The organism is Streptomyces sp. A012304, assembly GCF_026008495.1.
Taxonomy (GTDB): domain Bacteria; phylum Actinomycetota; class Actinomycetes; order Streptomycetales; family Streptomycetaceae; genus Streptomyces.
On sequence record NZ_BQUN01000013.1, the window covers coordinates 1 to 20,691 of the forward strand.

Annotated in this window: 32 protein-coding genes; 30 read left to right on the forward strand and 2 right to left on the reverse strand. The window is 68.0% G+C overall.

The genetic code is table 11. From position 1 onward, the window contains the following. Nucleotides 1-277 precede the first annotated feature (277 nt). Nucleotides 278-772, reverse strand: a complete 495-nt coding sequence (locus tag ALMP_RS04060; RefSeq protein WP_264924682.1) for a helix-turn-helix transcriptional regulator — start codon at nt 770-772, stop codon at nt 278-280. Between the two features lie 245 nt (nt 773-1,017). Between ALMP_RS04060 and ALMP_RS04065 the strand changes: the two genes are divergently transcribed. The 4 genes from ALMP_RS04065 (at nt 1,018) to ALMP_RS04080 (ending at nt 2,963) form a co-directional block, all read left to right on the forward strand. After that, nucleotides 1,018-1,365 (forward strand): WhiB family transcriptional regulator, encoded by a 348-nt coding sequence (locus tag ALMP_RS04065; protein ID WP_264924683.1) that lies wholly within the window; start codon nt 1,018-1,020, stop codon nt 1,363-1,365. 130 nt (nt 1,366-1,495) lie between these two features. Beyond that, nucleotides 1,496-2,116, forward strand: coding sequence for a hypothetical protein (locus ALMP_RS04070; RefSeq protein ID WP_264924913.1), 621 nt, complete (start codon nt 1,496-1,498; stop codon nt 2,114-2,116). After that, nucleotides 2,113-2,322 carry a hypothetical protein gene (locus ALMP_RS04075; protein WP_264924685.1) on the forward strand — a complete coding sequence of 70 codons (210 nt, stop codon included), beginning with the start codon at nt 2,113-2,115 and terminating at the stop codon, nt 2,320-2,322. The genes ALMP_RS04070 and ALMP_RS04075 overlap by 4 nt, the downstream gene beginning before the upstream one ends. Nucleotides 2,323-2,477: 155 nt before the next feature. Continuing rightward, on the forward strand, nt 2,478-2,963 hold the full coding sequence (locus tag ALMP_RS04080; protein WP_264924914.1) for a DUF1707 and DUF4190 domain-containing protein: 486 nt from the start codon (nt 2,478-2,480) through the stop codon (nt 2,961-2,963). A gap of 102 nt (nt 2,964-3,065) precedes the next feature. On the opposite strand, the gene ALMP_RS04085 is transcribed toward ALMP_RS04080, so the two are convergent. After that, complete coding sequence (locus ALMP_RS04085) at nt 3,066-4,343, reverse strand: glycosyltransferase family 39 protein (protein WP_264924686.1); 1,278 nt, start codon at nt 4,341-4,343, stop codon at nt 3,066-3,068. A gap of 129 nt (nt 4,344-4,472) precedes the next feature. Here ALMP_RS04085 and ALMP_RS04090 point away from each other — a divergent pair, with 129 nt between their 5' ends. From ALMP_RS04090 to rplO, 26 genes are all read left to right on the forward strand, one after another. Continuing rightward, complete coding sequence (locus tag ALMP_RS04090) at nt 4,473-5,495, forward strand: glycosyltransferase family 2 protein (protein WP_264924687.1); 1,023 nt, start codon at nt 4,473-4,475, stop codon at nt 5,493-5,495. A gap of 254 nt (nt 5,496-5,749) precedes the next feature. After that, nucleotides 5,750-6,121, forward strand: coding sequence for a 30S ribosomal protein S12 (gene rpsL, locus ALMP_RS04095; protein WP_003948652.1), 372 nt, complete (start codon nt 5,750-5,752; stop codon nt 6,119-6,121). Between the two features lie 2 nt (nt 6,122-6,123). Beyond that, nucleotides 6,124-6,594: a 30S ribosomal protein S7 gene (gene rpsG, locus ALMP_RS04100; RefSeq protein WP_264924788.1), complete on the forward strand. Its 471-nt coding sequence runs from the start codon at nt 6,124-6,126 to the stop codon at nt 6,592-6,594. 39 nt (nt 6,595-6,633) lie between these two features. Continuing rightward, complete coding sequence (gene fusA, locus ALMP_RS04105) at nt 6,634-8,760, forward strand: elongation factor G (RefSeq protein WP_264924790.1); 2,127 nt, start codon at nt 6,634-6,636, stop codon at nt 8,758-8,760. Nucleotides 8,761-8,915: 155 nt separating this feature from the next. Continuing rightward, nucleotides 8,916-10,109 (forward strand): elongation factor Tu, encoded by a 1,194-nt coding sequence (gene tuf / locus ALMP_RS04110; protein ID WP_264924792.1) that lies wholly within the window; start codon nt 8,916-8,918, stop codon nt 10,107-10,109. Between the two features lie 610 nt (nt 10,110-10,719). Continuing rightward, the gene (rpsJ, locus tag ALMP_RS04115) at nt 10,720-11,028 is read left to right on the forward strand and encodes a 30S ribosomal protein S10 (RefSeq protein ID WP_003948644.1); all 309 of its coding nucleotides are present in this window, start codon (nt 10,720-10,722) and stop codon (nt 11,026-11,028) included. A gap of 16 nt (nt 11,029-11,044) precedes the next feature. Beyond that, the gene (gene rplC, locus ALMP_RS04120) at nt 11,045-11,689 is read left to right on the forward strand and encodes a 50S ribosomal protein L3 (protein ID WP_014674369.1); all 645 of its coding nucleotides are present in this window, start codon (nt 11,045-11,047) and stop codon (nt 11,687-11,689) included. 8 nt (nt 11,690-11,697) lie between these two features. Then, nucleotides 11,698-12,363 (forward strand): 50S ribosomal protein L4, encoded by a 666-nt coding sequence (gene rplD, locus ALMP_RS04125; protein ID WP_264924821.1) that lies wholly within the window; start codon nt 11,698-11,700, stop codon nt 12,361-12,363. After that, nucleotides 12,363-12,782 (forward strand): 50S ribosomal protein L23, encoded by a 420-nt coding sequence (gene rplW, locus ALMP_RS04130; RefSeq protein WP_264924822.1) that lies wholly within the window; start codon nt 12,363-12,365, stop codon nt 12,780-12,782. Before rplD ends, rplW begins: the two co-directional genes overlap by 1 nt. Before the next feature lie 40 nt (nt 12,783-12,822). Further along, on the forward strand, nt 12,823-13,659 hold the full coding sequence (gene rplB, locus ALMP_RS04135; RefSeq protein ID WP_264924823.1) for a 50S ribosomal protein L2: 837 nt from the start codon (nt 12,823-12,825) through the stop codon (nt 13,657-13,659). A gap of 12 nt (nt 13,660-13,671) precedes the next feature. Next, nucleotides 13,672-13,953, forward strand: a complete 282-nt coding sequence (rpsS, locus tag ALMP_RS04140; protein WP_023547380.1) for a 30S ribosomal protein S19 — start codon at nt 13,672-13,674, stop codon at nt 13,951-13,953. Between the two features lie 45 nt (nt 13,954-13,998). Continuing rightward, complete coding sequence (rplV, locus tag ALMP_RS04145) at nt 13,999-14,346, forward strand: 50S ribosomal protein L22 (RefSeq protein ID WP_003998827.1); 348 nt, start codon at nt 13,999-14,001, stop codon at nt 14,344-14,346. Beyond that, entirely contained in the window at nt 14,346-15,170 is an 825-nt protein-coding gene (gene rpsC / locus ALMP_RS04150; RefSeq protein WP_189933361.1) for a 30S ribosomal protein S3, read from the forward strand. Before rplV ends, rpsC begins: the two co-directional genes overlap by 1 nt. Before the next feature lie 5 nt (nt 15,171-15,175). Continuing rightward, the gene (rplP, locus tag ALMP_RS04155) at nt 15,176-15,595 is read left to right on the forward strand and encodes a 50S ribosomal protein L16 (RefSeq protein WP_009190136.1); all 420 of its coding nucleotides are present in this window, start codon (nt 15,176-15,178) and stop codon (nt 15,593-15,595) included. Further along, nucleotides 15,595-15,819 (forward strand): 50S ribosomal protein L29, encoded by a 225-nt coding sequence (gene rpmC, locus ALMP_RS04160; RefSeq protein ID WP_003974259.1) that lies wholly within the window; start codon nt 15,595-15,597, stop codon nt 15,817-15,819. The genes rplP and rpmC overlap by 1 nt, the downstream gene beginning before the upstream one ends. Continuing rightward, nucleotides 15,819-16,106, forward strand: a complete 288-nt coding sequence (gene rpsQ / locus ALMP_RS04165) for a 30S ribosomal protein S17 (RefSeq protein ID WP_030641193.1) — start codon at nt 15,819-15,821, stop codon at nt 16,104-16,106. Before rpmC ends, rpsQ begins: the two co-directional genes overlap by 1 nt. Nucleotides 16,107-16,202: 96 nt before the next feature. Further along, entirely contained in the window at nt 16,203-16,571 is a 369-nt protein-coding gene (gene rplN / locus ALMP_RS04170) for a 50S ribosomal protein L14 (protein ID WP_003998823.1), read from the forward strand. Nucleotides 16,572-16,573: 2 nt separating this feature from the next. Then, nucleotides 16,574-16,897 carry a 50S ribosomal protein L24 gene (gene rplX, locus ALMP_RS04175; RefSeq protein WP_055517275.1) on the forward strand — a complete coding sequence of 108 codons (324 nt, stop codon included), beginning with the start codon at nt 16,574-16,576 and terminating at the stop codon, nt 16,895-16,897. Then, nucleotides 16,897-17,454 (forward strand): 50S ribosomal protein L5, encoded by a 558-nt coding sequence (rplE, locus tag ALMP_RS04180; RefSeq protein ID WP_007494758.1) that lies wholly within the window; start codon nt 16,897-16,899, stop codon nt 17,452-17,454. Before rplX ends, rplE begins: the two co-directional genes overlap by 1 nt. Nucleotides 17,455-17,459: 5 nt before the next feature. Next, nucleotides 17,460-17,645 (forward strand): type Z 30S ribosomal protein S14, encoded by a 186-nt coding sequence (locus tag ALMP_RS04185; protein WP_003948630.1) that lies wholly within the window; start codon nt 17,460-17,462, stop codon nt 17,643-17,645. 212 nt (nt 17,646-17,857) lie between these two features. Next, entirely contained in the window at nt 17,858-18,256 is a 399-nt protein-coding gene (gene rpsH, locus ALMP_RS04190; RefSeq protein WP_116148541.1) for a 30S ribosomal protein S8, read from the forward strand. Nucleotides 18,257-18,280: 24 nt separating this feature from the next. Further along, entirely contained in the window at nt 18,281-18,820 is a 540-nt protein-coding gene (rplF, locus tag ALMP_RS04195; RefSeq protein ID WP_264924824.1) for a 50S ribosomal protein L6, read from the forward strand. Nucleotides 18,821-18,823: 3 nt separating this feature from the next. Further along, nucleotides 18,824-19,207, forward strand: a complete 384-nt coding sequence (gene rplR / locus ALMP_RS04200; RefSeq protein ID WP_019980869.1) for a 50S ribosomal protein L18 — start codon at nt 18,824-18,826, stop codon at nt 19,205-19,207. A 36-nt stretch (nt 19,208-19,243) separates the two neighbouring features. Then, nucleotides 19,244-19,849 carry a 30S ribosomal protein S5 gene (gene rpsE / locus ALMP_RS04205; RefSeq protein ID WP_014674381.1) on the forward strand — a complete coding sequence of 202 codons (606 nt, stop codon included), beginning with the start codon at nt 19,244-19,246 and terminating at the stop codon, nt 19,847-19,849. A gap of 2 nt (nt 19,850-19,851) precedes the next feature. Then, nucleotides 19,852-20,034 carry a 50S ribosomal protein L30 gene (rpmD, locus tag ALMP_RS04210; RefSeq protein WP_009190145.1) on the forward strand — a complete coding sequence of 61 codons (183 nt, stop codon included), beginning with the start codon at nt 19,852-19,854 and terminating at the stop codon, nt 20,032-20,034. A gap of 2 nt (nt 20,035-20,036) precedes the next feature. Then, nucleotides 20,037-20,492: a 50S ribosomal protein L15 gene (gene rplO, locus ALMP_RS04215; RefSeq protein WP_067018996.1), complete on the forward strand. Its 456-nt coding sequence runs from the start codon at nt 20,037-20,039 to the stop codon at nt 20,490-20,492. The last annotated feature ends 199 nt before the right edge of the window (nt 20,493-20,691 follow it).

Here is a 20,691-nt window from a genome sequence, read left to right on the forward strand (position 1 = left end):
GGGGGAGGGGGGAGGCCGGCTGCGGGGAGGGGGCTGCGGGCTGTGCCGGCCGGCTGTGGAGATCGGGGGCTGGGGGGGGGCGGCGTACTGCGGTGAGGGATGAGCGGCGCCGCGACTACAAGGGGCACCCGTCGGCCCACGGGTGCTCGTAGTCGGCGTCTTCGCCGGCGGAGTCGGTCGACCTCGTCGTTCGCCGGCGTCGGTCGACAGCCTCGGTCAACGGCGTCGGTCAACGGCGTCGGTCGACAGCGTCGGTCAACGGCGTCGGCCGCCGGGGTCAGTCGACGCCGTGGGACGCCGCGGTCGCGGCCTCCACCGGCACCCGCCGGTCCTCGCGCTCCGGCTGCGCCGCGATCTCGTCGTCGTTCGGCAGGAACTGCTCCACGACTCTGACGAACATCTCCCGCCGGTCTGCGGGTACTCCCAGGAGATCGGCGACCTCCTCCAAGGTGGGGCGGCGGCCGAACTCCGCGCTGGGCGCGGGGGCGGCCGGATGGTCGTGCGGGTCGGCCAGTTCCTCGGCGGTCAGCCGGCCGGAGCGGATGAGCATGTCGCGAACGGGGACACCGAGCACGCGCGCGAGGCGGCGTGTGGTCTCCAGGTCGGGCATGCTCTGCCGTTGCAGCAGACGGGTGACGGCTGCGCGGTGAACGCCCGCCTCGTCCGCGATCCGGGACTTCCCGCCGCCGCGTGGGCTGTCGATGTCGTAGCCGCGGTCGCGCATCAGGTCTTCGACCCACGCGGCGAACGCGTCCAGATCCTGGGTGGTCATCTCTGCTCGCTTCCTTCGGGGGTGGCAAGAGTTTAGCTTGCTTGCGCGCGCGGTATTACGTGCTCTCGTGCAAGCACTGCGCAAAGTGCGGGCCCTTCATGGAGATTCGTGGAGATTTCGGGAGGGCGGCGGAGCGTCGAAGTCCGGAAGTTTGTTGCGTGCACGCACGCAATCTGTACTCTGGAGTGCGTTCACTTCGTACGGCTCGTTCACCGGACCGTCTTCCGAACCGACAGGGGGGTCCCATGCCCATGCCCGACATCAGCTCCTGCCCGCCGGACCGCCCACGTCCGTCGCGCCCCGCCGGCTGGCAGACCGCCGCCGCCTGCGCCGGGCTCCCCCCGCGCGTCGTCTTCTCCAAGAAGGCCAAGGAGGCCGCCCCCGCCCTGCGCGCCTGCGTCGCCTGCACGGTGCGCCGCGCCTGCGAGGAAGCGGTGGCCCCGGCGGAGAGCTGGTTCGACGGCGTCTGCGGCGGCCGCCTCTGGCGCTCGGGCCGCCCGGTCCCACACATGCCCCCGACCACCGCCATGCCCGCCCCCACCGCCCTGCCCACCCCCATCGCCCCCACCGCCCAAGGAGGCCTCCTTGGCTGAGAACCGATCGAGGCAGGGGCGGCCCGGCGTGCGGCGAGTGAGCGGGGGGCACCCCGCTGACGCCGATCTCGTCAAGGAGCACCCCACCAACACCCACCTCTCCGACACCCACCCCGTCACCCAGGCCGCCCTGTGGATCACGCAGCTGCTCCAGCAGCTCCCCGAGCTCTCGGCGGAGCTGGTGCCCGGCCGCGCCGCGCCCGCCCAGCGGCCGTCGCCGCCGCCCCCGGCCGGTCTCGGCGCGCGGATCCGCGAGGAGCGCGAGGAGGCGCTGCTCCTCCAGCAGCACGGCCTCGTCGCCCCCGGCCACAGCGCCGCCCCCCTCCGCCTGTACGTGTCCGACGCGCTGCGCGACATCTCCGACGGCGTGGTCGAACTGGAGGAGGCCGTCCGTGACCGTCTCCGCCTGCCCCGCCCGCGCCGGGCGCCGGTGCCCGAGCGGCTCAAGCGGATCGCGGCCCTCCTCGACCGCGTCGCCGCAGACCCCGTCCTGGCCGCCCATGTGCGCGACGAGACCCGGCGGATGGCACGCCGCTGCGCCCGCGCCCTGGGCGACACCGAGACCGTCGTACGGATCTCCGGACGCTGCCCCTGGTGCGACTCGGTGTCGCTGCGGGCCTTCCCCGACCGCGGGGCCGTCCTGTGCGTCAACCCGGCCTGCCGCTGTTCCGAGCGGGACTGCGGCTGCCACGACGACCCTGCCTACCGGCACACCTGGGACGAGCGCGAATGGGAGGCGACGGCACGATGAGCGACGACAGGCAGCAGCGACCGACCCTGATCCCCGGCCCGCTGGCCGCCCAGGAGGTGGGCGTCGCCCCCGCGACCATCCGCAAATGGGTCCAGCTCGGCCACCTCCGACCCGCGGGCAAGGCGGGTCGGGCCCAGCTCTTCCGCCTGGAGGACGTCTTCGCGGCCGAACGCGCGGCACGGGGCACGAACCGCCGGACGCGGTGAGGCACCGGCGCCACAAGAGAAGCGAGCGGAGGGGGAACCGCTGCCGTCCACGGAGCGTTGGGGAATGATGGAGGCAATCACGCCATCCGGGGGAGGTGTCCGTGTCCTATCCAACGCCATGGCAGCCGTGGCAGGGGCAGAGCAGTGCGTCGTCCATGCTCGCCTCCCACGCGGATCGTGAGCGCGCCGTGGACGTGCTCAGAGCGGGTTTCAGCGAGGGGCGCCTCCAGCAACCCGAGTTCGACCGCCGGGTCGCCCGCGCGTACGAGGCCCGTACGGTCGGTGAGCTGTCCCTGCTCGTCGCCGACCTGCCGCAGGGCCCGCTGGGCATGCAGCCGTCGGCACAGCCGGTGCCGACGTTCGGCCCGGCCGTGCCGCGTACGTTCCTGCCCGCCCCTCCGCCGCCCACGAACGGCAAGGCGATCGGCTCCATGGTCTGCGGTGTCCTCACCACCATGACCATGGGGCTCACCGGCATCCCGGCGGTGATTCTCGGCCACTCGGCCCGCGCCGAGATCCGCCGCACCGGCGAGGGCGGTGACGGCTTCGCCATGGCCGGCCTGGTCCTGGGCTGGCTCTCCGTCGCGGGCTGGGCGGTCCTGATCGCCCTCCTGACCCTGGCCTCGATCGGCTCGGGCTGACCCCCGCCCCGATCGGCTCGGGGTGACCCCGGCCACGATCGGGCCCCCGCCCACGATCGGCTCCGGCCGACCCCTGCCCACGGGCGGCCGGAACCCGCTCCGCTACGGAATGCCCAGCTCGAACATCACAAAGTGCGCGTACCACCCCGACGCCAGAGCCGCCGTGGAGAAGAACACCGCCAGGCTCGGCCACTTCAGGCGGCCCATCGCCGCCGCCGGAGCGAGCAGGAGAGGGAAGCAGGGCAGCAGATAGCGCGGGGTGTTGCCGAAGATCTGCTGCGTGCCCAGCACGGTGACGATGCTCGCCAGCGTGTACGCCACCAGCACCAGCGGCGGCCTCTTGCGCAGCATCAGCGCGATCAGGAACGGCAGCGCCAGCACCACCTGGACGGCGATCAGGTCGGGCACGGAGAAGGCGAACAGGTAGTCGTGCTTGCCGATCGCCGTGTTGCCCAGCACGTCCAGCGTGTACTTGCCGAAGTCGAAGTAGTGCGCCCACCCCTCCCGCTGGAGTGTGAAGTACGCCGTCAGGTCGCCCATGCTCAGGCCGACCCAGGCGACGTAGGTGAGCAGGCCGAGCGGCGCGACGACCATGGCGTACACCGGGCCGACGACGCCGTGTTCGCGTCGGCTCTCCCGCCGGGCCAGCGTCACCAGCGCGGCCAGCCCCACCGCCCCGATCAGCGCGGCCGACGTCGGCCGGTTCAGCCCGGCGACGAAGGCGAGCAGCCCCGCCGCCACCCAGCGGCGCTTCATCACGCAGTAGCAGCACCAGGCCGCGATCGCCACGAACAGCGACTCCGAGTAGACCGCCCACTCGACACCCGCGCCGGGCACCACCGCCCACAGCCCGGCGGCGATCGTGCCCGCCCGGACCCCCGCGAGCAGCGAGATCACGGCGTAGATGCCGGCGGCCGCGACGAAGGAGGCGAGGACCGAGACGAGGATCCCGGAGCCGAGCAGGCTCAGCCCCGTCACCTCCGACACCCCCCGGATCAGACCCGGGTACAGCGGGAAGAAGGCGACGGAGTTCTGCTTGACCGTGAACAGCCCGCCCGGGTCGAGCCGCTCCAGCGGACTCGGGTCGTAGCCCTTCTCGGCGACCTGGAGATACCACCAACCGTCCCAGGTGGCGAGCACGTCCCACCAGTGGGCACCGCCGCCGAAGCGCGGATTCTTCTTCTGGTACTCGTCGGCCGCCTCCAGCAGGAACACGAAGACGGTGAGACCGACGAGCTTCAGGGTGCCGTACAGGAGCAGCGGGGCAAGGTACGGTCGTAGACCGGCCGGCACCGTGAGGCGGCGGACCCCTCGGGGCCGCTCCTCCTGCCCGCCGGGCACGGCGGGATCCGTCGCCGCGTCGCTGGAAGCCGTGCTCATGAGTGTGGACCCCCCTCGGCCCCGATCGCCGGACCTCCGGGGAGGAACCACTGTCCGGATGATCGTGAAGTGTCAGTCATAAGATCACAACAGAGTCGCACACGCGCACCACAGGTTGGGGGAGGGCGGGTGGCTGGAGCAGAGCCGACCGTCTTGTCGGTCGTCATACCGATGTACAACGAGGAAGAGGTCCTTCCCGCGTTGGTCAGCAGGCTGCGTCCGGTCCTCGCCGACCTCGGTGTCGCCTACGAGGTCGTCGCCGTCGACGACGGCAGCACCGACCGCACCGCCGAACTGCTCAGCGCGTTCCGGCTGGGCTGGCCGCAGCTGCGCGTGATCGGCCTGCGCCGCAACTCCGGCCACCAGGCCGCCCTCACCGCCGGCCTGGACCGCGCCGTCGGAGCGTACGTCGTCAGCCTCGACGCCGACCTCCAGGACCCGCCGGAGAAGATCCCCGAGATGCTCGCGCTGGCCCGCGGTGAGGACCTGGACATCGTCTACGGCATCCGGGCCGACCGCGCCAGCGACACCGGCTTCAAACGGTGGACGGCCGGCGTGTACTACCGCCTGGTCCGCCGCCTGGCAGGCCCTGCGGTCCCCGCGCAGGCGGGCGACTTCCGGCTGCTCAGCCGAGCCGCGGTGGACGCCCTGAAGGCCCTGCCGGACCAGCAGCGGGTCTACCGCCTGCTGGTGCCCTGGCTCGGTTTCCCCAGCGGCCAGGTCACCTATGAGCGCGCCCCGCGCCCGGCCGGCCAGAGCAAGTACCCCCTCGGCCGGATGATCCGCCTCGCCGTCGACAGCGTCACCGGCTTCTCCGCGGCGCCCCTGCGCATCGCCACCTGGCTCGGCGGCTTCGCCTTCCTGGTCTGCATCGGGCTGATGGTCTACACCCTCAGCGCCCACGCCTTCGACCACACGGTCCCCGGCTGGACCTCCCTCTTCACCGGCGTCCTGTTCATCGGCGCGGTCCAGCTGGTCTGTGTGGGTCTCCTCGGCGAGTACGTGGGCCGCATCTACACGGCCGTCCAGAACCGCCCGACGTACTTCATCGGCCATGACACCGCCCAGGAGACCGCCCCGGACACGGCCCGGAAGCCCGAAGGGGCCCCCGACGTCCCGCTACCACACCCCTCGACGACTTCGCGGACGTAACCGCTGCGTGTCGGGGCTGCGCCTTTTGTTTTGACCGGAGTCATTGCGCTGGGTACGCTCAGACCTTGTGCCTGGGGTGTGCCCTGGCCCTCGTGCGTGCCTGCAAACCGCATCGGGGTCCGTGAGCGGCCACCGTAATCTGCGCCTCTTTCTGCCTGGCGGCGGGAGTCCGCGGGATTCGACACACCCGACCGCGTGGGTCGGCAAAGTTCCAGGTTAGCTGTACCCATCGGCACACAGAAACCGGAGAAGTAGTGCCTACGATCCAGCAGCTGGTCCGCAAGGGCCGGCAGGACAAGGTCGAGAAGAACAAGACGCCCGCACTCGAGGGTTCCCCTCAGCGTCGCGGCGTCTGCACGCGTGTGTTCACGACCACCCCGAAGAAGCCGAACTCGGCCCTGCGTAAGGTCGCGCGTGTGCGTCTGACCAGCGGGATCGAGGTCACCGCTTACATTCCGGGTGAGGGACACAACCTGCAGGAGCACTCCATCGTGCTCGTGCGCGGCGGCCGTGTGAAGGACCTGCCGGGTGTTCGCTACAAGATCATCCGCGGCTCCCTCGACACCCAGGGTGTCAAGAACCGCAAGCAGGCCCGCAGCCGTTACGGCGCCAAGAAGGAGAAGTAAGAATGCCTCGTAAGGGCCCCGCCCCGAAGCGCCCGGTCATCATCGACCCGGTCTACGGTTCTCCTCTGGTGACCTCCCTGATCAACAAGGTGCTGCTGAACGGCAAGCGCTCGACCGCCGAGCGCATCGTCTACGGCGCCATGGAGGGCCTGCGCGAGAAGACCGGCAACGACCCGGTCATCACGCTCAAGCGCGCTCTCGAGAACATCAAGCCGACCATCGAGGTCAAGTCCCGCCGTGTCGGTGGCGCCACCTACCAGGTCCCGGTCGAGGTCAAGCCCGGCCGTGCCAACACCCTGGCGCTGCGCTGGCTCGTCGGTTACTCCCGCGCCCGTCGCGAGAAGACCATGACCGAGCGTCTGCTGAACGAGCTCCTCGACGCGTCCAACGGCCTCGGCGCCGCTGTGAAGAAGCGCGAGGACACGCACAAGATGGCCGAGTCCAACAAGGCCTTCGCGCACTACCGCTGGTAGTCGCAGTCCACATCGAGACCGAGAGAAGACTGAAGCCTTATGGCTACCACTTCGCTTGACCTGGCCAAGGTGCGCAACATCGGCATCATGGCCCACATCGACGCGGGCAAGACGACCACCACCGAGCGGATCCTGTTCTACACCGGTGTCTCGTACAAGATCGGTGAGGTCCACGACGGCGCTGCCACCATGGACTGGATGGAGCAGGAGCAGGAGCGTGGCATCACGATCACCTCTGCTGCCACCACCTGCCACTGGCCGCTGGAAGACGTCGACCACACCATCAACATCATCGACACGCCGGGCCACGTCGACTTCACCGTCGAGGTGGAGCGTTCCCTGCGCGTGCTCGACGGTGCCGTGACGGTGTTCGACGGCGTCGCCGGCGTCGAGCCCCAGTCCGAGACCGTGTGGCGTCAGGCGGACCGCTACGGCGTTCCGCGTATCTGCTTCGTCAACAAGCTCGACCGCACCGGTGCCGAGTTCCACCGCTGCGTCGACATGATCGTCGACCGCCTGGGCGCGCAGCCGATCGTCATGCAGCTCCCGATCGGTGCCGAGGCCGACTTCCAGGGTGTCGTGGACCTGGTCCGCATGAAGGCCCTGGTCTGGTCCGCCGAGGCGACCAAGGGCGAGATGTACGACGTCGTCGACATCCCGGCCACCCACACCGAGGCTGCCGAGGAGTGGCGCGGCAAGCTGCTCGAGGCCGTCGCCGAGAACGACGAGGAGCTCATGGAGCTGTACCTCGAGGGCACCGAGCCCTCCGAGGAGCAGCTCTACGCGGCGATCCGTCGGATCACCATCGCGTCCGGCAAGGGCGGCGGCACCACCGTCACCCCCGTGTTCTGCGGTACCGCGTTCAAGAACAAGGGTGTCCAGCCCCTGCTCGACGCGGTCGTGCGCTACCTGCCGTCGCCGGTCGACATCGAGGCCATCGAGGGCCACGACGTCAAGGACCCGGAGACGGTCGTCAAGCGCAAGCCCTCCGACGATGAGCCGCTGTCGGCGCTGGCGTTCAAGATCATGAGCGACCCGCACCTCGGCAAGCTCACCTTCGTGCGCGTCTACTCCGGCCGCCTCGAGTCCGGCTCCGCCGTGCTCAACTCGGTCAAGGGCCGCAAGGAGCGCATCGGCAAGATCTACCGCATGCACGCCAACAAGCGTGAGGAGATCGAGTCGGTGGGCGCCGGCGACATCGTCGCCGTCATGGGCCTGAAGCAGACCACCACCGGTGAGACGCTCTGCGACGAGAAGAACCCGGTCATCCTGGAGTCCATGGACTTCCCGGCGCCGGTCATCCAGGTCGCCATCGAGCCCAAGTCGAAGGGCGACCAGGAGAAGCTGGGCATCGCGATCCAGCGCCTCGCCGAGGAGGACCCGTCCTTCCAGGTCCACTCCGACGAGGAGACCGGCCAGACCATCATCGGCGGCATGGGCGAGCTGCACCTCGAGGTGCTGGTCGACCGTATGCGCCGTGAGTTCAAGGTCGAGGCCAACGTCGGCAAGCCGCAGGTCGCCTACCGCGAGACGATCCGCAAGGCCGTCGAGAAGGTCGAGTACACCCACAAGAAGCAGACGGGTGGTACCGGCCAGTTCGCTCGCGTCATCATCGGCATCGAGCCGATCGAGGGCGGCGACACGTCGTACGAGTTCGTCAACAAGGTCACCGGTGGCCGTGTGCCGAAGGAGTACATCCCCTCGGTCGACGCCGGCGCGCAGGAGGCCATGCAGTTCGGCATCCTCGCCGGTTACGAGATGACCGGCGTGCGCGTCACCCTGATCGACGGTGCCTACCACGAGGTCGACTCCTCCGAGCTCGCCTTCAAGATCGCCGGTTCGCAGGCCTTCAAGGAGGCCGCGCGCAAGGCCAGCCCCGTGCTGCTCGAGCCGATGATGGCCGTCGAGGTCACCACGCCCGAGGACTACATGGGTGAGGTCATCGGCGACATCAACTCCCGCCGTGGCCAGATCCAGGCCATGGAGGAGCGGGCCGGTGCCCGCGTCGTCAAGGGCCTCGTGCCCCTGTCGGAGATGTTCGGCTACGTCGGCGACCTCCGCAGCAAGACGTCGGGTCGCGCAAGCTACTCGATGCAGTTCGACTCCTACGCCGAGGTTCCGCGGAACGTCGCCGAGGAGATCATCGCGAAGGCCAAGGGCGAGTAACGCACCCCGTTCACACGCTTTAGGCTTGACTCCGGAGCCTCGCGGGGCGAACACCCGCCGACGCGGGTGTTCGTCCCGAGGCCCGGGCTTTCCAGCAAAGATCACCTGGCGCCGATGAAGTAAGGCGTACAGAACCACTCCACAGGAGGACCCCAGTGGCGAAGGCGAAGTTCGAGCGGACTAAGCCGCACGTCAACATCGGCACCATCGGTCACATCGACCACGGTAAGACGACCCTCACGGCCGCCATTACCAAGGTGCTGCACGACAAGTACCCGGACCTGAACGAGGCCTCGGCCTTCGACCAGATCGACAAGGCTCCTGAGGAGCGTCAGCGCGGTATCACCATCTCCATCGCGCACGTCGAGTACCAGACGGAGGCGCGTCACTACGCCCACGTCGACTGCCCGGGTCACGCGGACTACATCAAGAACATGATCACCGGTGCCGCGCAGATGGACGGCGCGATCCTCGTGGTCGCCGCCACCGACGGCCCGATGCCGCAGACCAAGGAGCACGTGCTCCTGGCCCGCCAGGTCGGCGTGCCGTACATCGTCGTCGCCCTGAACAAGGCCGACATGGTCGACGACGAGGAGATCCTGGAGCTCGTCGAGCTCGAGGTCCGTGAGCTCCTCTCCGAGTACGAGTTCCCGGGCGACGACGTCCCGGTCGTCAAGGTCTCGGCGCTGAAGGCGCTCGAGGGCGACGCCGAGTGGGGCCAGTCCGTCCTGGAGCTGATGGACGCCGTCGACAGCGCGATCCCGGAGCCGGAGCGCGACGTCGACAAGCCGTTCCTCATGCCGATCGAGGACGTCTTCACGATCACCGGTCGCGGTACGGTCGTCACCGGCCGTATCGAGCGTGGTGTCCTGAAGGTCAACGAGACCGTGGACATCATCGGCATCAAGACCGAGAAGACCTCCACCACGGTCACCGGCATCGAGATGTTCCGCAAGCTGCTCGACGAGGGCCAGGCCGGTGAGAACGTCGGTCTGCTGCTCCGCGGCATCAAGCGCGAGGACGTCGAGCGCGGCCAGGTCATCATCAAGCCGGGCTCGGTCACCCCGCACACCGAGTTCGAGGCGCAGGCCTACATCCTCTCCAAGGACGAGGGTGGCCGCCACACGCCGTTCTTCAACAACTACCGCCCGCAGTTCTACTTCCGTACGACGGACGTGACCGGCGTCGTGACCCTCCCCGAGGGCACCGAGATGGTCATGCCGGGTGACAACACCGAGATGAAGGTGGAGCTCATCCAGCCCATCGCCATGGAAGAGGGCCTGAAGTTCGCCATCCGTGAGGGTGGTCGTACCGTGGGCGCCGGCCAGGTCATCAAGATCACGAAGTGATCTTGACCTGGTAGCTCCAGCTGCGAGCTCCTGAGGGGGCCCGTACGACTCCGGTCGTACGGGCCCTTTCGCGTGGGCGCCGAGGGCCCGGCTGCGCTTCGTGCCGGGGCGGCGCGAGGTGCGGTGCCGGAGGCGCGGTGGGAGGCCTCTGGAGCGGCGCGTTCCGCTGGTGAGCCGCCGTGGACTGCCGGGCGCCCGGGTTTGACCTACGTCACTCCCGGGGTATTCTCTCCGGCTCGATTGGCGGAGCGCCTGCCCTGTATGGCAGACTAGCGGGGTTGCTCGGTCGAGTGTTGATGCTGCGCGCCTCCCGCCGGGAGGACCGGAAGCGAGTCCCACAGTACTCGTCGCCCTAACTGCCTGCGGGCAGCACTGGGGCGGACGTACGGGAATCTTCCGGGAAGCGTGGGCGCGGCACCGGCCAGGCACCCGGTGGGCCTTCCGCCCCCGGCTTGCGGTACCGGAAGGGCCGTGTGCATTCCGCAGGGATGTTCGAACAAGGGACATCTGTGTCAGCGGAAGCGCGACACGCCCGACCGCGTGGGTCGGAGGGGCGGGTAGGGGAACACCAGGTTCCAGAGCGTAAGAGAGACAGGACTACTGAGTAGCCATGGCGGGACAGAAGATCCGCATCCGGCTCAAGGCCTACGACCACGAGGTCATCGACTCCTCGGCGAAGAAGATCGTCGAGACGGTGACCCGCACTGGTGCGTCGGTCGCGGGCCCGGTGCCGCTGCCCACTGAGAAGAACGTGTACTGCGTCATCAAGTCGCCGCACAAGTACAAGGACTCGCGCGAGCACTTCGAGATGCGCACGCACAAGCGCCTGATCGACATCCTCGACCCGACCCCCAAGACCGTTGACTCTCTGATGCGACTCGACCTCCCGGCCGGTGTCGACATCGAGATCAAGCTCTGAGGCCGGTGATCTGAGAATGGCTAAGCAGATCAAGGGCATCCTGGGCGAGAAGCTCGGCATGACGCAGGTGTGGGACGAGAACAACCGCGTTGTTCCCGTCACCGTCGTCAAGGCCGGTCCGAATGTCGTGACCCAGGTCCGCACCAACGACGTCGACGGTTACGAGTCCGTCCAGATCGCCTTCGGCGAGATCGACCCGCGCAAGGTGAACAAGCCCCTCAAGGGCCACTTCGCCAAGGCCGACGTCACCCCCCGTCGCCACCTCGTCGAGATCCGCACCGCGGACGCCTCCGAGTACACGCTGGGCCAGGAGATCACCGCTGAGGTGTTCGAGGCCGGCGTGAAGGTCGACGTGACCGGCAAGAGCAAGGGCAAGGGCTTCGCCGGTGTCATGAAGCGCCACAACTTCCGTGGCCTCGGCGCCGGACACGGCACCCAGCGCAAGCACCGCTCCCCCGGTTCCATCGGCGGCTGCGCCACCCCGGGTCGTGTGTTCAAGGGCCTCCGCATGGCGGGTCGCATGGGCAACGAGCGGGTCACCACCCAGAACCTGACCGTCCACGCCGTTGACGCGGAGAAGGGTCTGCTGCTCATCAAGGGCGCGGTTCCCGGTCCGAACGGCGGCCTCGTCCTGGTCCGCACCGCGGCCAAGGGGGCCTGAGGTAACCGATGAGCACTGTTGACATCCTTTCGCCTGCCGGCGAGAAGACCGGTAGCGTCGAGCTCCCCGCGGAGATCTTCGGCGTGGAGAAGGTCAGCATCCCGCTGATCCACCAGGTCGTCGTCGCGCAGAACGCGGCTGCCCGCCAGGGCACGCACAAGACCAAGACCCGCGGTGAAGTCCGTGGTGGCGGCAAGAAGCCGTACCGCCAGAAGGGCACCGGCCGCGCCCGTCAGGGCTCGACCCGCGCGCCGCAGTTCGCCGGTGGTGGCGTCGTGCACGGTCCCGTGCCGCGCGACTACTCGCAGCGGACCCCGAAGAAGATGAAGGCTGCCGCCCTGCGTCACGCCCTCACCGATCGGGCCCGTCACAACCGCATCCACGTCGTCACCGGCGTGGTCGAGGGCGAGACCCCCTCCACGAAGGCCGCCAAGACGCTGTTCGGCAAGATCTCGGAGCGCAAGAACCTGCTCCTGGTCGTCGACCGCGCCGACGAGGCCGCGTGGCTGTCCGCCCGCAACCTGCCCCAGGTCCACATCCTGGAGCCGGGCCAGCTGAACACGTACGACGTGATCGTCTCGGACGACGTGGTCTTCACCCAGGCCGCTCTCGAGTCCTTCGTCGCCGGGCCGTCGACTGGCCGGTCTAACGACACCGAAGGGAGTGACGCCTGATGGCTACGCGTCACCCGAGCATCGCCTCCAAGGCCGCCAAGGCCGCCAAGGCCGCGCGCGTCGCCAAGGCGCGCCGCCACGCCGCCGAGGGCAAGAACACCGTCGTCACCGCTCCCAGCAAGGCGTACACGGACCCCCGTGACGTTCTGCTGAAGCCGGTCGTGTCGGAGAAGAGCTACGCGCTCCTCGACGAGAACAAGTACACGTTCATCGTCGACCCGAACGCCAACAAGACCCAGATCAAGCAGGCCGTCCAGGCGGTCTTCTCGGTCAAGGTCACCGGGGTCAACACGATCAACCGCCAGGGCAAGCGCAAGCGGACCCGCACCGGTTTCGGCCAGCGTGCCGCCACCAAGCGCGCGATCGTGACCCTTGCCGAGGGCGACCGTATCGACATCTTCGGCGGTCCGACCGCCTGAGGGCGGTCCGGATCGTCCGATATCGGACGAGGACTGAGAAATGGGAATCCGCAAGTACAAGCCGACTACGCCGGGCCGTCGTGGTTCCAGCGTCGCCGACTTCGTCGAGGTCACGCGGTCCACGCCGGAGAAGTCGTTGGTCCGCCCCCTGCACAGCAAGGGTGGCCGTAACAACTCCGGTCGTGTGACCGTCCGCCACCAGGGTGGTGGCCACAAGCGCGCCTACCGCGTGATCGACTTCCGTCGTCACGACAAGGACGGCGTGCCGGCGAAGGTCGCGCACATCGAGTACGACCCCAACCGCACCGCGCGCATCGCGCTCCTGCACTACGCGGACGGCGAGAAGCGCTACATCATCGCGCCGCGTGGCCTGAACCAGGGCGACCGCGTCGAGAACGGTGCCGGGGCCGACATCAAGCCGGGCAACAACCTGGCCCTCCGCAACATCCCGGTCGGTACCACGATCCACGCGATCGAGCTCCGTCCCGGTGGCGGTGCCAAGTTCGCCCGCTCCGCCGGTGCCTCCGTGCAGCTGCTCGCGAAGGAGGGCTCGATGGCCCACCTCCGCATGCCGTCCGGTGAGATCCGCCTGGTCGACCAGCGCTGCCGCGCCACGGTCGGCGAGGTCGGCAACGCCGAGCAGAGCAACATCAACTGGGGCAAGGCCGGCCGCAAGCGCTGGCTGGGCGTCCGCCCGACCGTTCGCGGTGTGGCGATGAACCCGGTTGACCACCCGCACGGTGGTGGTGAGGGCAAGACCTCCGGTGGTCGCCACCCGGTCTCCCCGTGGGGTCAGAAGGAAGGTCGTACTCGTTCGCCCAAGAAGGCGTCGAACAAGTACATCGTCCGCCGCCGCAAGACGAACAAGAAGCGCTAGGAGCGGGTTTAGATGCCGCGCAGTCTCAAGAAGGGGCCCTTCGTCGACGACCACCTGATCAAGAAGGTGGACGCCCAGAACGAAGCCGGCACCAAGAACGTCATCAAGACCTGGTCCCGTCGCTCCATGATCGTGCCGGCCATGCTCGGCCACACGCTCGCGGTGCACAACGGCAAGACCCACATCCCGGTGTTCGTCACCGAGTCGATGGTCGGTCACAAGCTCGGCGAGTTCTCGCCGACGCGCACCTTCCGGGGTCACGTCAAGGAAGACCGGAAGTCGAAGCGCCGCTAGTAGCGGATCGCATTCAGACACGTAAGTAACTCTGAAGGGACAACCATGGAAGCCAGGGCCCAGGCGCGGTACATCCGCGTCACGCCCATGAAGGCCCGCCGTGTGGTGGACCTCATCCGTGGCATGGACGCCACGGAGGCCCAGGCTGTTCTGCGATTCGCTCCGCAGGCAGCCTCCGTGCCGGTCGGCAAGGTGCTCGACAGCGCCATCGCCAACGCCGCGCACAACTACGACCACACGGACGCCTCGTCGCTGTTCATCAGCGAGGCGTACGTCGACGAGGGTCCGACCCTGAAGCGGTTCCGTCCGCGCGCCCAGGGCCGTGCCTACCGGATCCGCAAGCGGACCAGCCACATCACCGTGGTCGTCGCCAGCAAGGAAGGAACCCGGTAATGGGCCAGAAGGTTAACCCGCATGGGTTCCGGCTCGGTGTCACCACGGACTTCAAGTCCCGCTGGTACGCCGACAAGCTGTACAAGGACTACGTCAAGGAAGACGTCGCCATCCGTCGGATGATGACGTCCGGCATGGAGCGCGCCGGCATCTCCAAGGTCGAGATCGAGCGCACCCGTGACCGCGTCCGCGTGGACATCCACACCGCGCGTCCGGGCATCGTCATCGGCCGCCGTGGCGCCGAGGCCGACCGCATCCGCGGCGACCTCGAGAAGCTCACGGGCAAGCAGGTCCAGCTGAACATCCTCGAGGTCAAGAACCCCGAGACGGACGCTCAGCTCGTGGCCCAGGCCGTCGCCGAGCAGCTCTCCTCCCGCGTCTCCTTCCGCCGCGCCATGCGTAAGAGCATGCAGTCGGCGATGAAGGCCGGCGCCAAGGGCATCAAGATCCAGTGCGGTGGCCGCCTCGGCGGTGCCGAGATGTCCCGCTCGGAGTTCTACCGCGAGGGCCGCGTGCCCCTGCACACGCTCCGCGCGAACGTGGACTACGGCTTCTTCGAGGCCAAGACGACCTTCGGCCGCATCGGTGTGAAGGTCTGGATCTACAAGGGCGACGTGAAGAACATCGCCGAGGTCCGCGCCGAGAACGCTGCCGCCCGTGCGGGTAACCGCCCGGCCCGCGGTGGCGCCGACCGCCCGGCCCGTGGTGGCCGTGGTGGCGAGCGGCGCGGTCGCAAGCCGCAGCAGCAGGCTCCCGCCGCCGAGGCCCCCCAGGCCGAGGCCGGTGCCGCCGCTCCGGCTGAGAGCACCGGAACGGAGGCCTGACCACCATGCTGATCCCCCGTAGGGTCAAGCACCGCAAGCAGCACCACCCCAAGCGCAACGGTATGTCGAAGGGTGGAACGCAGGTTGCGTTCGGCGAGTACGGCATCCAGGCGCTGACCCCGGCCTACGTGACGAACCGCCAGATCGAGGCGGCCCGTATCGCGATGACCCGTCACATCAAGCGTGGCGGCAAGGTCTGGATCAACATCTACCCGGACCGTCCCCTCACCAAGAAGCCGGCCGAGACCCGCATGGGTTCCGGTAAGGGTTCTCCGGAGTGGTGGATCGCGAACGTCAAGCCCGGACGTGTGATGTTCGAGCTGTCGTACCCCAACGAGAAGATCGCCCGTGAGGCGCTGACCCGTGCGGCCCACAAGCTGCCGATGAAGTGCCGGATCGTCAAGCGCGAGGCAGGTGAAGCGTGATGTCGGCCGGTACCAAGGCGTCCGAGCTGCGCGAGCTGGGCAACGAGGAGCTTCTGGCGAAGCTCCGCGAGGCCAAGGAAGAGCTGTTCAACCTCCGCTTCCAGGCGGCGACGGGTCAGCTCGAGAACCACGGTCGGCTGAAGGCCGTCCGCAAGGACATCGCGCGGATCTACACCCTGATGCGTGAGCGCGAGCTGGGCATCGAGACGGTGGAGAGCGCCTGATGAGCGAGAGCAACGTGACTGAGCAGAACACCGAAGCCCGAGGCTTCCGCAAGACCCGTGAGGGTCTGGTCGTCAGCGACAAGATGGACAAGACCGTCGTCGTCGCCGTCGAGGACCGTGTGAAGCACGCGCTGTACGGCAAGGTCATCCGCCGTACCAACAAGCTCAAGGCCCACGACGAGCAGAACGCCGCGGGTGTCGGCGACCGCGTCCTCCTCATGGAGACCCGGCCGCTGTCCGCGACGAAGCGCTGGCGCGTCGTCGAGATCCTCGAGAAGGCCAAGTAATTCCTGCGGGGCAAACCCCGCAGGTCAGTTCCGCCAGGCTCCGGGGGCCGCTGAAAGACGGCCCCCGGGGAACCGGCAGACGATCAGGAGATAGACGTGATCCAGCAGGAGTCGCGACTGCGTGTCGCCGACAACACTGGTGCGAAGGAGATCCTTTGCATCCGTGTGCTCGGTGGCTCCGGTCGCCGCTACGCGGGCATCGGTGACGTCATCGTCGCCACCGTCAAGGACGCGATCCCCGGTGGCAACGTGAAGAAGGGTGACGTCGTCAAGGCGGTCATCGTTCGCACCGTCAAGGAGCGCCGCCGTCCGGACGGCTCGTACATCCGCTTCGACGAGAACGCCGCCGTCATTCTGAAGAACGACGGCGACCCTCGCGGCACCCGCATCTTCGGCCCGGTCGGCCGTGAGCTGCGCGAGAAGAAGTTCATGAAGATCATCTCGCTCGCGCCGGAGGTGCTGTAAGCATGAAGATCAAGAAGGGCGACCTGGTCCAGGTCATCACCGGTAAGGACAAGGGCAAGCAGGGCAAGGTCATCGCGGCCTTCCCCCGCGAGGACCGCGTCCTGGTCGAGGGTGTCAACCGGGTCAAGAAGCACACGAAGGCCGGCCCGACCGCCAAGGGCTCGCAGGCCGGCGGCATCGTGACCACCGAGGCGCCGATCCACGTCTCCAACGTCCAGCTGGTCGTGGAGAAGGACGGCAAGAAGGTCGTCACGCGTGTCGGTTACCGCTTCGACGACGAGGGCAACAAGATCCGCGTTGCCAAGCGGACGGGTGAGGACATCTGATGGCTACCACCACCACTCCGCGTCTGAAGACGAAGTACCGCGAGGAGATCGCGGGCAAGCTGCGTGACGAGTTCAAGTACGAGAACGTCATGCAGATCCCCGGCCTCGTCAAGATCGTGGTCAACATGGGTGTCGGCGACGCCGCCCGTGACTCGAAGCTGATCGAGGGCGCGATCCGCGACCTGACCACCATCACCGGTCAGAAGCCGGCCGTCACCAAGGCCCGCAAGTCCATCGCGCAGTTCAAGCTGCGTGAGGGTCAGCCGATCGGTGCCCACGTCACGCTCCGTGGCGACCGCATGTGGGAGTTCCTGGACCGCACCCTGTCGCTCGCGCTGCCGCGCATCCGCGACTTCCGCGGCCTGTCCCCCAAGCAGTTCGACGGCCGTGGCAACTACACCTTCGGTCTCACGGAGCAGGTCATGTTCCACGAGATCGACCAGGACAAGATCGACCGCGTCCGGGGTATGGACATCACCGTGGTCACCACGGCGACCAACGACGCTGAGGGCCGCGCGCTCCTTCGTCACCTCGGCTTCCCGTTCAAGGAGGCGTGAGCGAGATGGCGAAGAAGGCTCTCATCGCGAAGGCTGCTCGCAAGCCCAAGTTCGGTGTGCGTGGCTACACGCGCTGCCAGCGCTGCGGCCGTCCCCACTCCGTGTACCGCAAGTTCGGCCTCTGCCGCGTGTGCCTTCGTGAGATGGCTCACCGTGGCGAGCTGCCGGGCGTGACCAAGAGCTCCTGGTAGTCCCCACTTTCGGGGATTTCCCGGGCTCTCGGTAAGCAACTGGGTGGACAGGGGCCCACCCCCGCATGGCTTAGGCTTGTGGGGTTGGGCGCCTGTCGCGCCCGTACGACTTACTACGCCGTAGGTCCACCGCGCCGCACCCGTCCCGTCTCGGATCGGGGAGAGGGATGGCGCATCAGGAAACCCCGGCGAGAGAGGCCACAGGCCAATTCATGACCATGACTGATCCGATCGCAGACATGCTGACGCGTCTGCGGAACGCGAACTCGGCGTACCACGACTCCGTGACGATGCCGGCGTCGAAGATCAAGTCTCACATCGCGGAGATCCTCCAGCAGGAGGGTTTCATCACCGGCTGGCGCGTCGAGGACGCCGAGGTCGGCAAGAACCTCACCCTCGAGCTGAAGTTCGGCCCGAACCGTGAGCGCTCCATCGCGGGCATCAAGCGGATCTCCAAGCCCGGTCTCCGGGTGTACGCGAAGTCCACCAACCTGCCGAAGGTGCTCGGCGGCCTGGGCGTGGCGATCATCTCCACGTCGCACGGGCTCCTCACCGACAAGCAGGCCGGCAAGAAGGGCGTGGGTGGGGAAGTCCTCGCCTACGTCTGGTAGCAGAAGGGAACGGAGGAAACAGCTATGTCGCGCATCGGCAAGCTCCCCATCGCGGTTCCCGCCGGCGTGGACGTCACCATCGACGGCCGTACGGTCGAGGTCAAGGGCCCGAAGGGCACGCTGACCCACACCGTCGTGGCGCCGATCGAGATCGCCAAGGGCGAGGACGGCACCCTGCAGGTGACCCGCCCCAACGACGAGCGTCAGAGCAAGGCCCTGCACGGCCTCTCCCGCACGCTGGTGGCGAACATGATCACCGGCGTGACCCAGGGTTACGTGAAGAAGCTCGAGATCAGCGGTGTCGGTTACCGCGTGACCGCCAAGGGCTCGAACCTCGAGTTCGCGCTCGGTTACAGCCACCCGATCCTGGTCGAGGCCCCCGAGGGCATCACCTTCAAGGTGGAGACCCCGACCCGTTTCCAGGTCGAGGGCATCGACAAGCAGAAGGTCGGCGAGGTCGCGGCCAACATCCGCAAGCTGCGCAAGCCCGACCCGTACAAGGCCAAGGGCGTCAAGTACGAGGGCGAAGTCATCCGCCGCAAGGTCGGAAAGGCGGGTAAGTAAGCCATGGCATACGGGCAGAAGATCCTGAAGGGCGACGCCTACAAGCGCGCCGCGATCAAGCGCCGTCACATCCGGATCCGCAAGCGGATCTCCGGTACGGCGGAGCGTCCCCGTCTCGTCGTGACCCGCTCGAACCGCCACATCGTGGCGCAGGTGATCGACGACCTCAAGGGCCACACCCTGGCTTCGGCGTCCACGCTGGACACGTCGATCCGCGGTGGCGAGGGCGACAAGTCCGCGCAGGCCAAGCAGGTCGGCGCCCTGGTCGCCGAGCGTGCCAAGGCCGCCGGTGTCGAGGCCGTCGTGTTCGACCGTGGTGGCAACCAGTACGCCGGGCGCATCGCCGCCCTGGCGGACGCCGCCCGCGAGGCCGGGCTCAAGTTCTGAGCCGCTTGTAGCTAGCGGAAAGAGAGAGGTAATCCAATGGCTGGACCCCAGCGCCGCGGAAGCGGTGCCGGTGGCGGCGAGCGGCGGGACCGGAAGGGCCGTGACGGCGGCGCTGCTGCCGCCGAGAAGACCGCGTACGTTGAGCGCGTCGTCGCGATCAACCGCGTCGCCAAGGTTGTGAAGGGTGGTCGTCGCTTCAGCTTCACCGCGCTGGTCGTGGTGGGCGACGGTGACGGCACCGTGGGTGTCGGTTACGGCAAGGCCAAGGAGGTGCCGGCCGCCATCGCCAAGGGCGTTGAGGAGGCCAAGAAGCACTTCTTCAAGGTCCCCCGTATCCAGGGCACCATCCCGCACCCCATCCAGGGTGAGAAGGCTGCCGGCGTCGTGCTGCTCAAGCCCGCGTCCCCGGGTACCGGTGTTATCGCCGGTGGTCCGGTGCGTGCCGTGCTCGAGTGCGCCGGTATCCACGACGTGCTGTCGAAGTCGCTCGGCTCCGACAACGCGATCAACATCGTGCACGCGACCGTGGAGGCCCTGAAGGGCCTGCAGCGTCCCGAGGAGATCGCGGCCCGCCGTGGTCTGCCGCTCGAGGACGTCGCCCCCGCGGCTCTCCTTCGTGCGCGTGCCGGGGTGGGTGCGTAATCATGGCGCAGCTCAAGATCACGCAGACGAAGTCCTACATCGGCAGCAAGCAGAACCACCGCGACACCCTGCGTTCCCTGGGCCTCAAGCGCCTGGGTGACGTGGTCGTCAAGGAGGACCGCCCCGAGTTCCGCGGCATGGTGCACACCGTCCGCCACCTCGTGACGGTCGAGGAGGTCGACTGATCATGGCGGAGAACAACCCGCTCAAGATCCACAACCTCCGTCCCGCCCCGGGCGCCAAGACCGCCAAGACCCGTGTCGGTCGTGGTGAGGCGTCGAAGGGTAAGACGGCCGGTCGTGGTACCAAGGGCACGAAGGCCCGCTACCAGGTTCCGGAGCGCTTCGAGGGTGGCCAGATGCCGCTCCACATGCGCCTCCCGAAGCTGAAGGGCTTCAAGAACCCGTTCAAGACCGAGTACCAGGTCGTGAACCTCGACAAGCTGGCCGCGCTCTACCCCGAGGGTGGCGAGGTCACGGTCGAGGGTCTCGTGGCCAAGGGTGCCGTGCGCAAGAACAGCCTCGTCAAGGTCCTCGGCCAGGGCGAGATCTCCGTGGCGCTGCAGGTGACGGTCGACGCCGTCTCCGGCTCCGCCAAGGAGAAGATCACCGCCGCCGGCGGTACCGTCACCGAGCTCGTCTGATCACAGGCGTCTCGATGACTTGAGCGATCCCGACCGGGGATACCCCACAAAATGGGGTATCCCCGGTTGGTCGTTCCTAGGGCGGCAGTCTCGCCGGTAAGGTGGCCTGCACTGCCCACTTTCACAAGGTGCGTCTCATGGGGCACCTTGAGCGGCAGTCGACCGTTACACATGTCGTTGTTCTTATTGGAACCTCAAC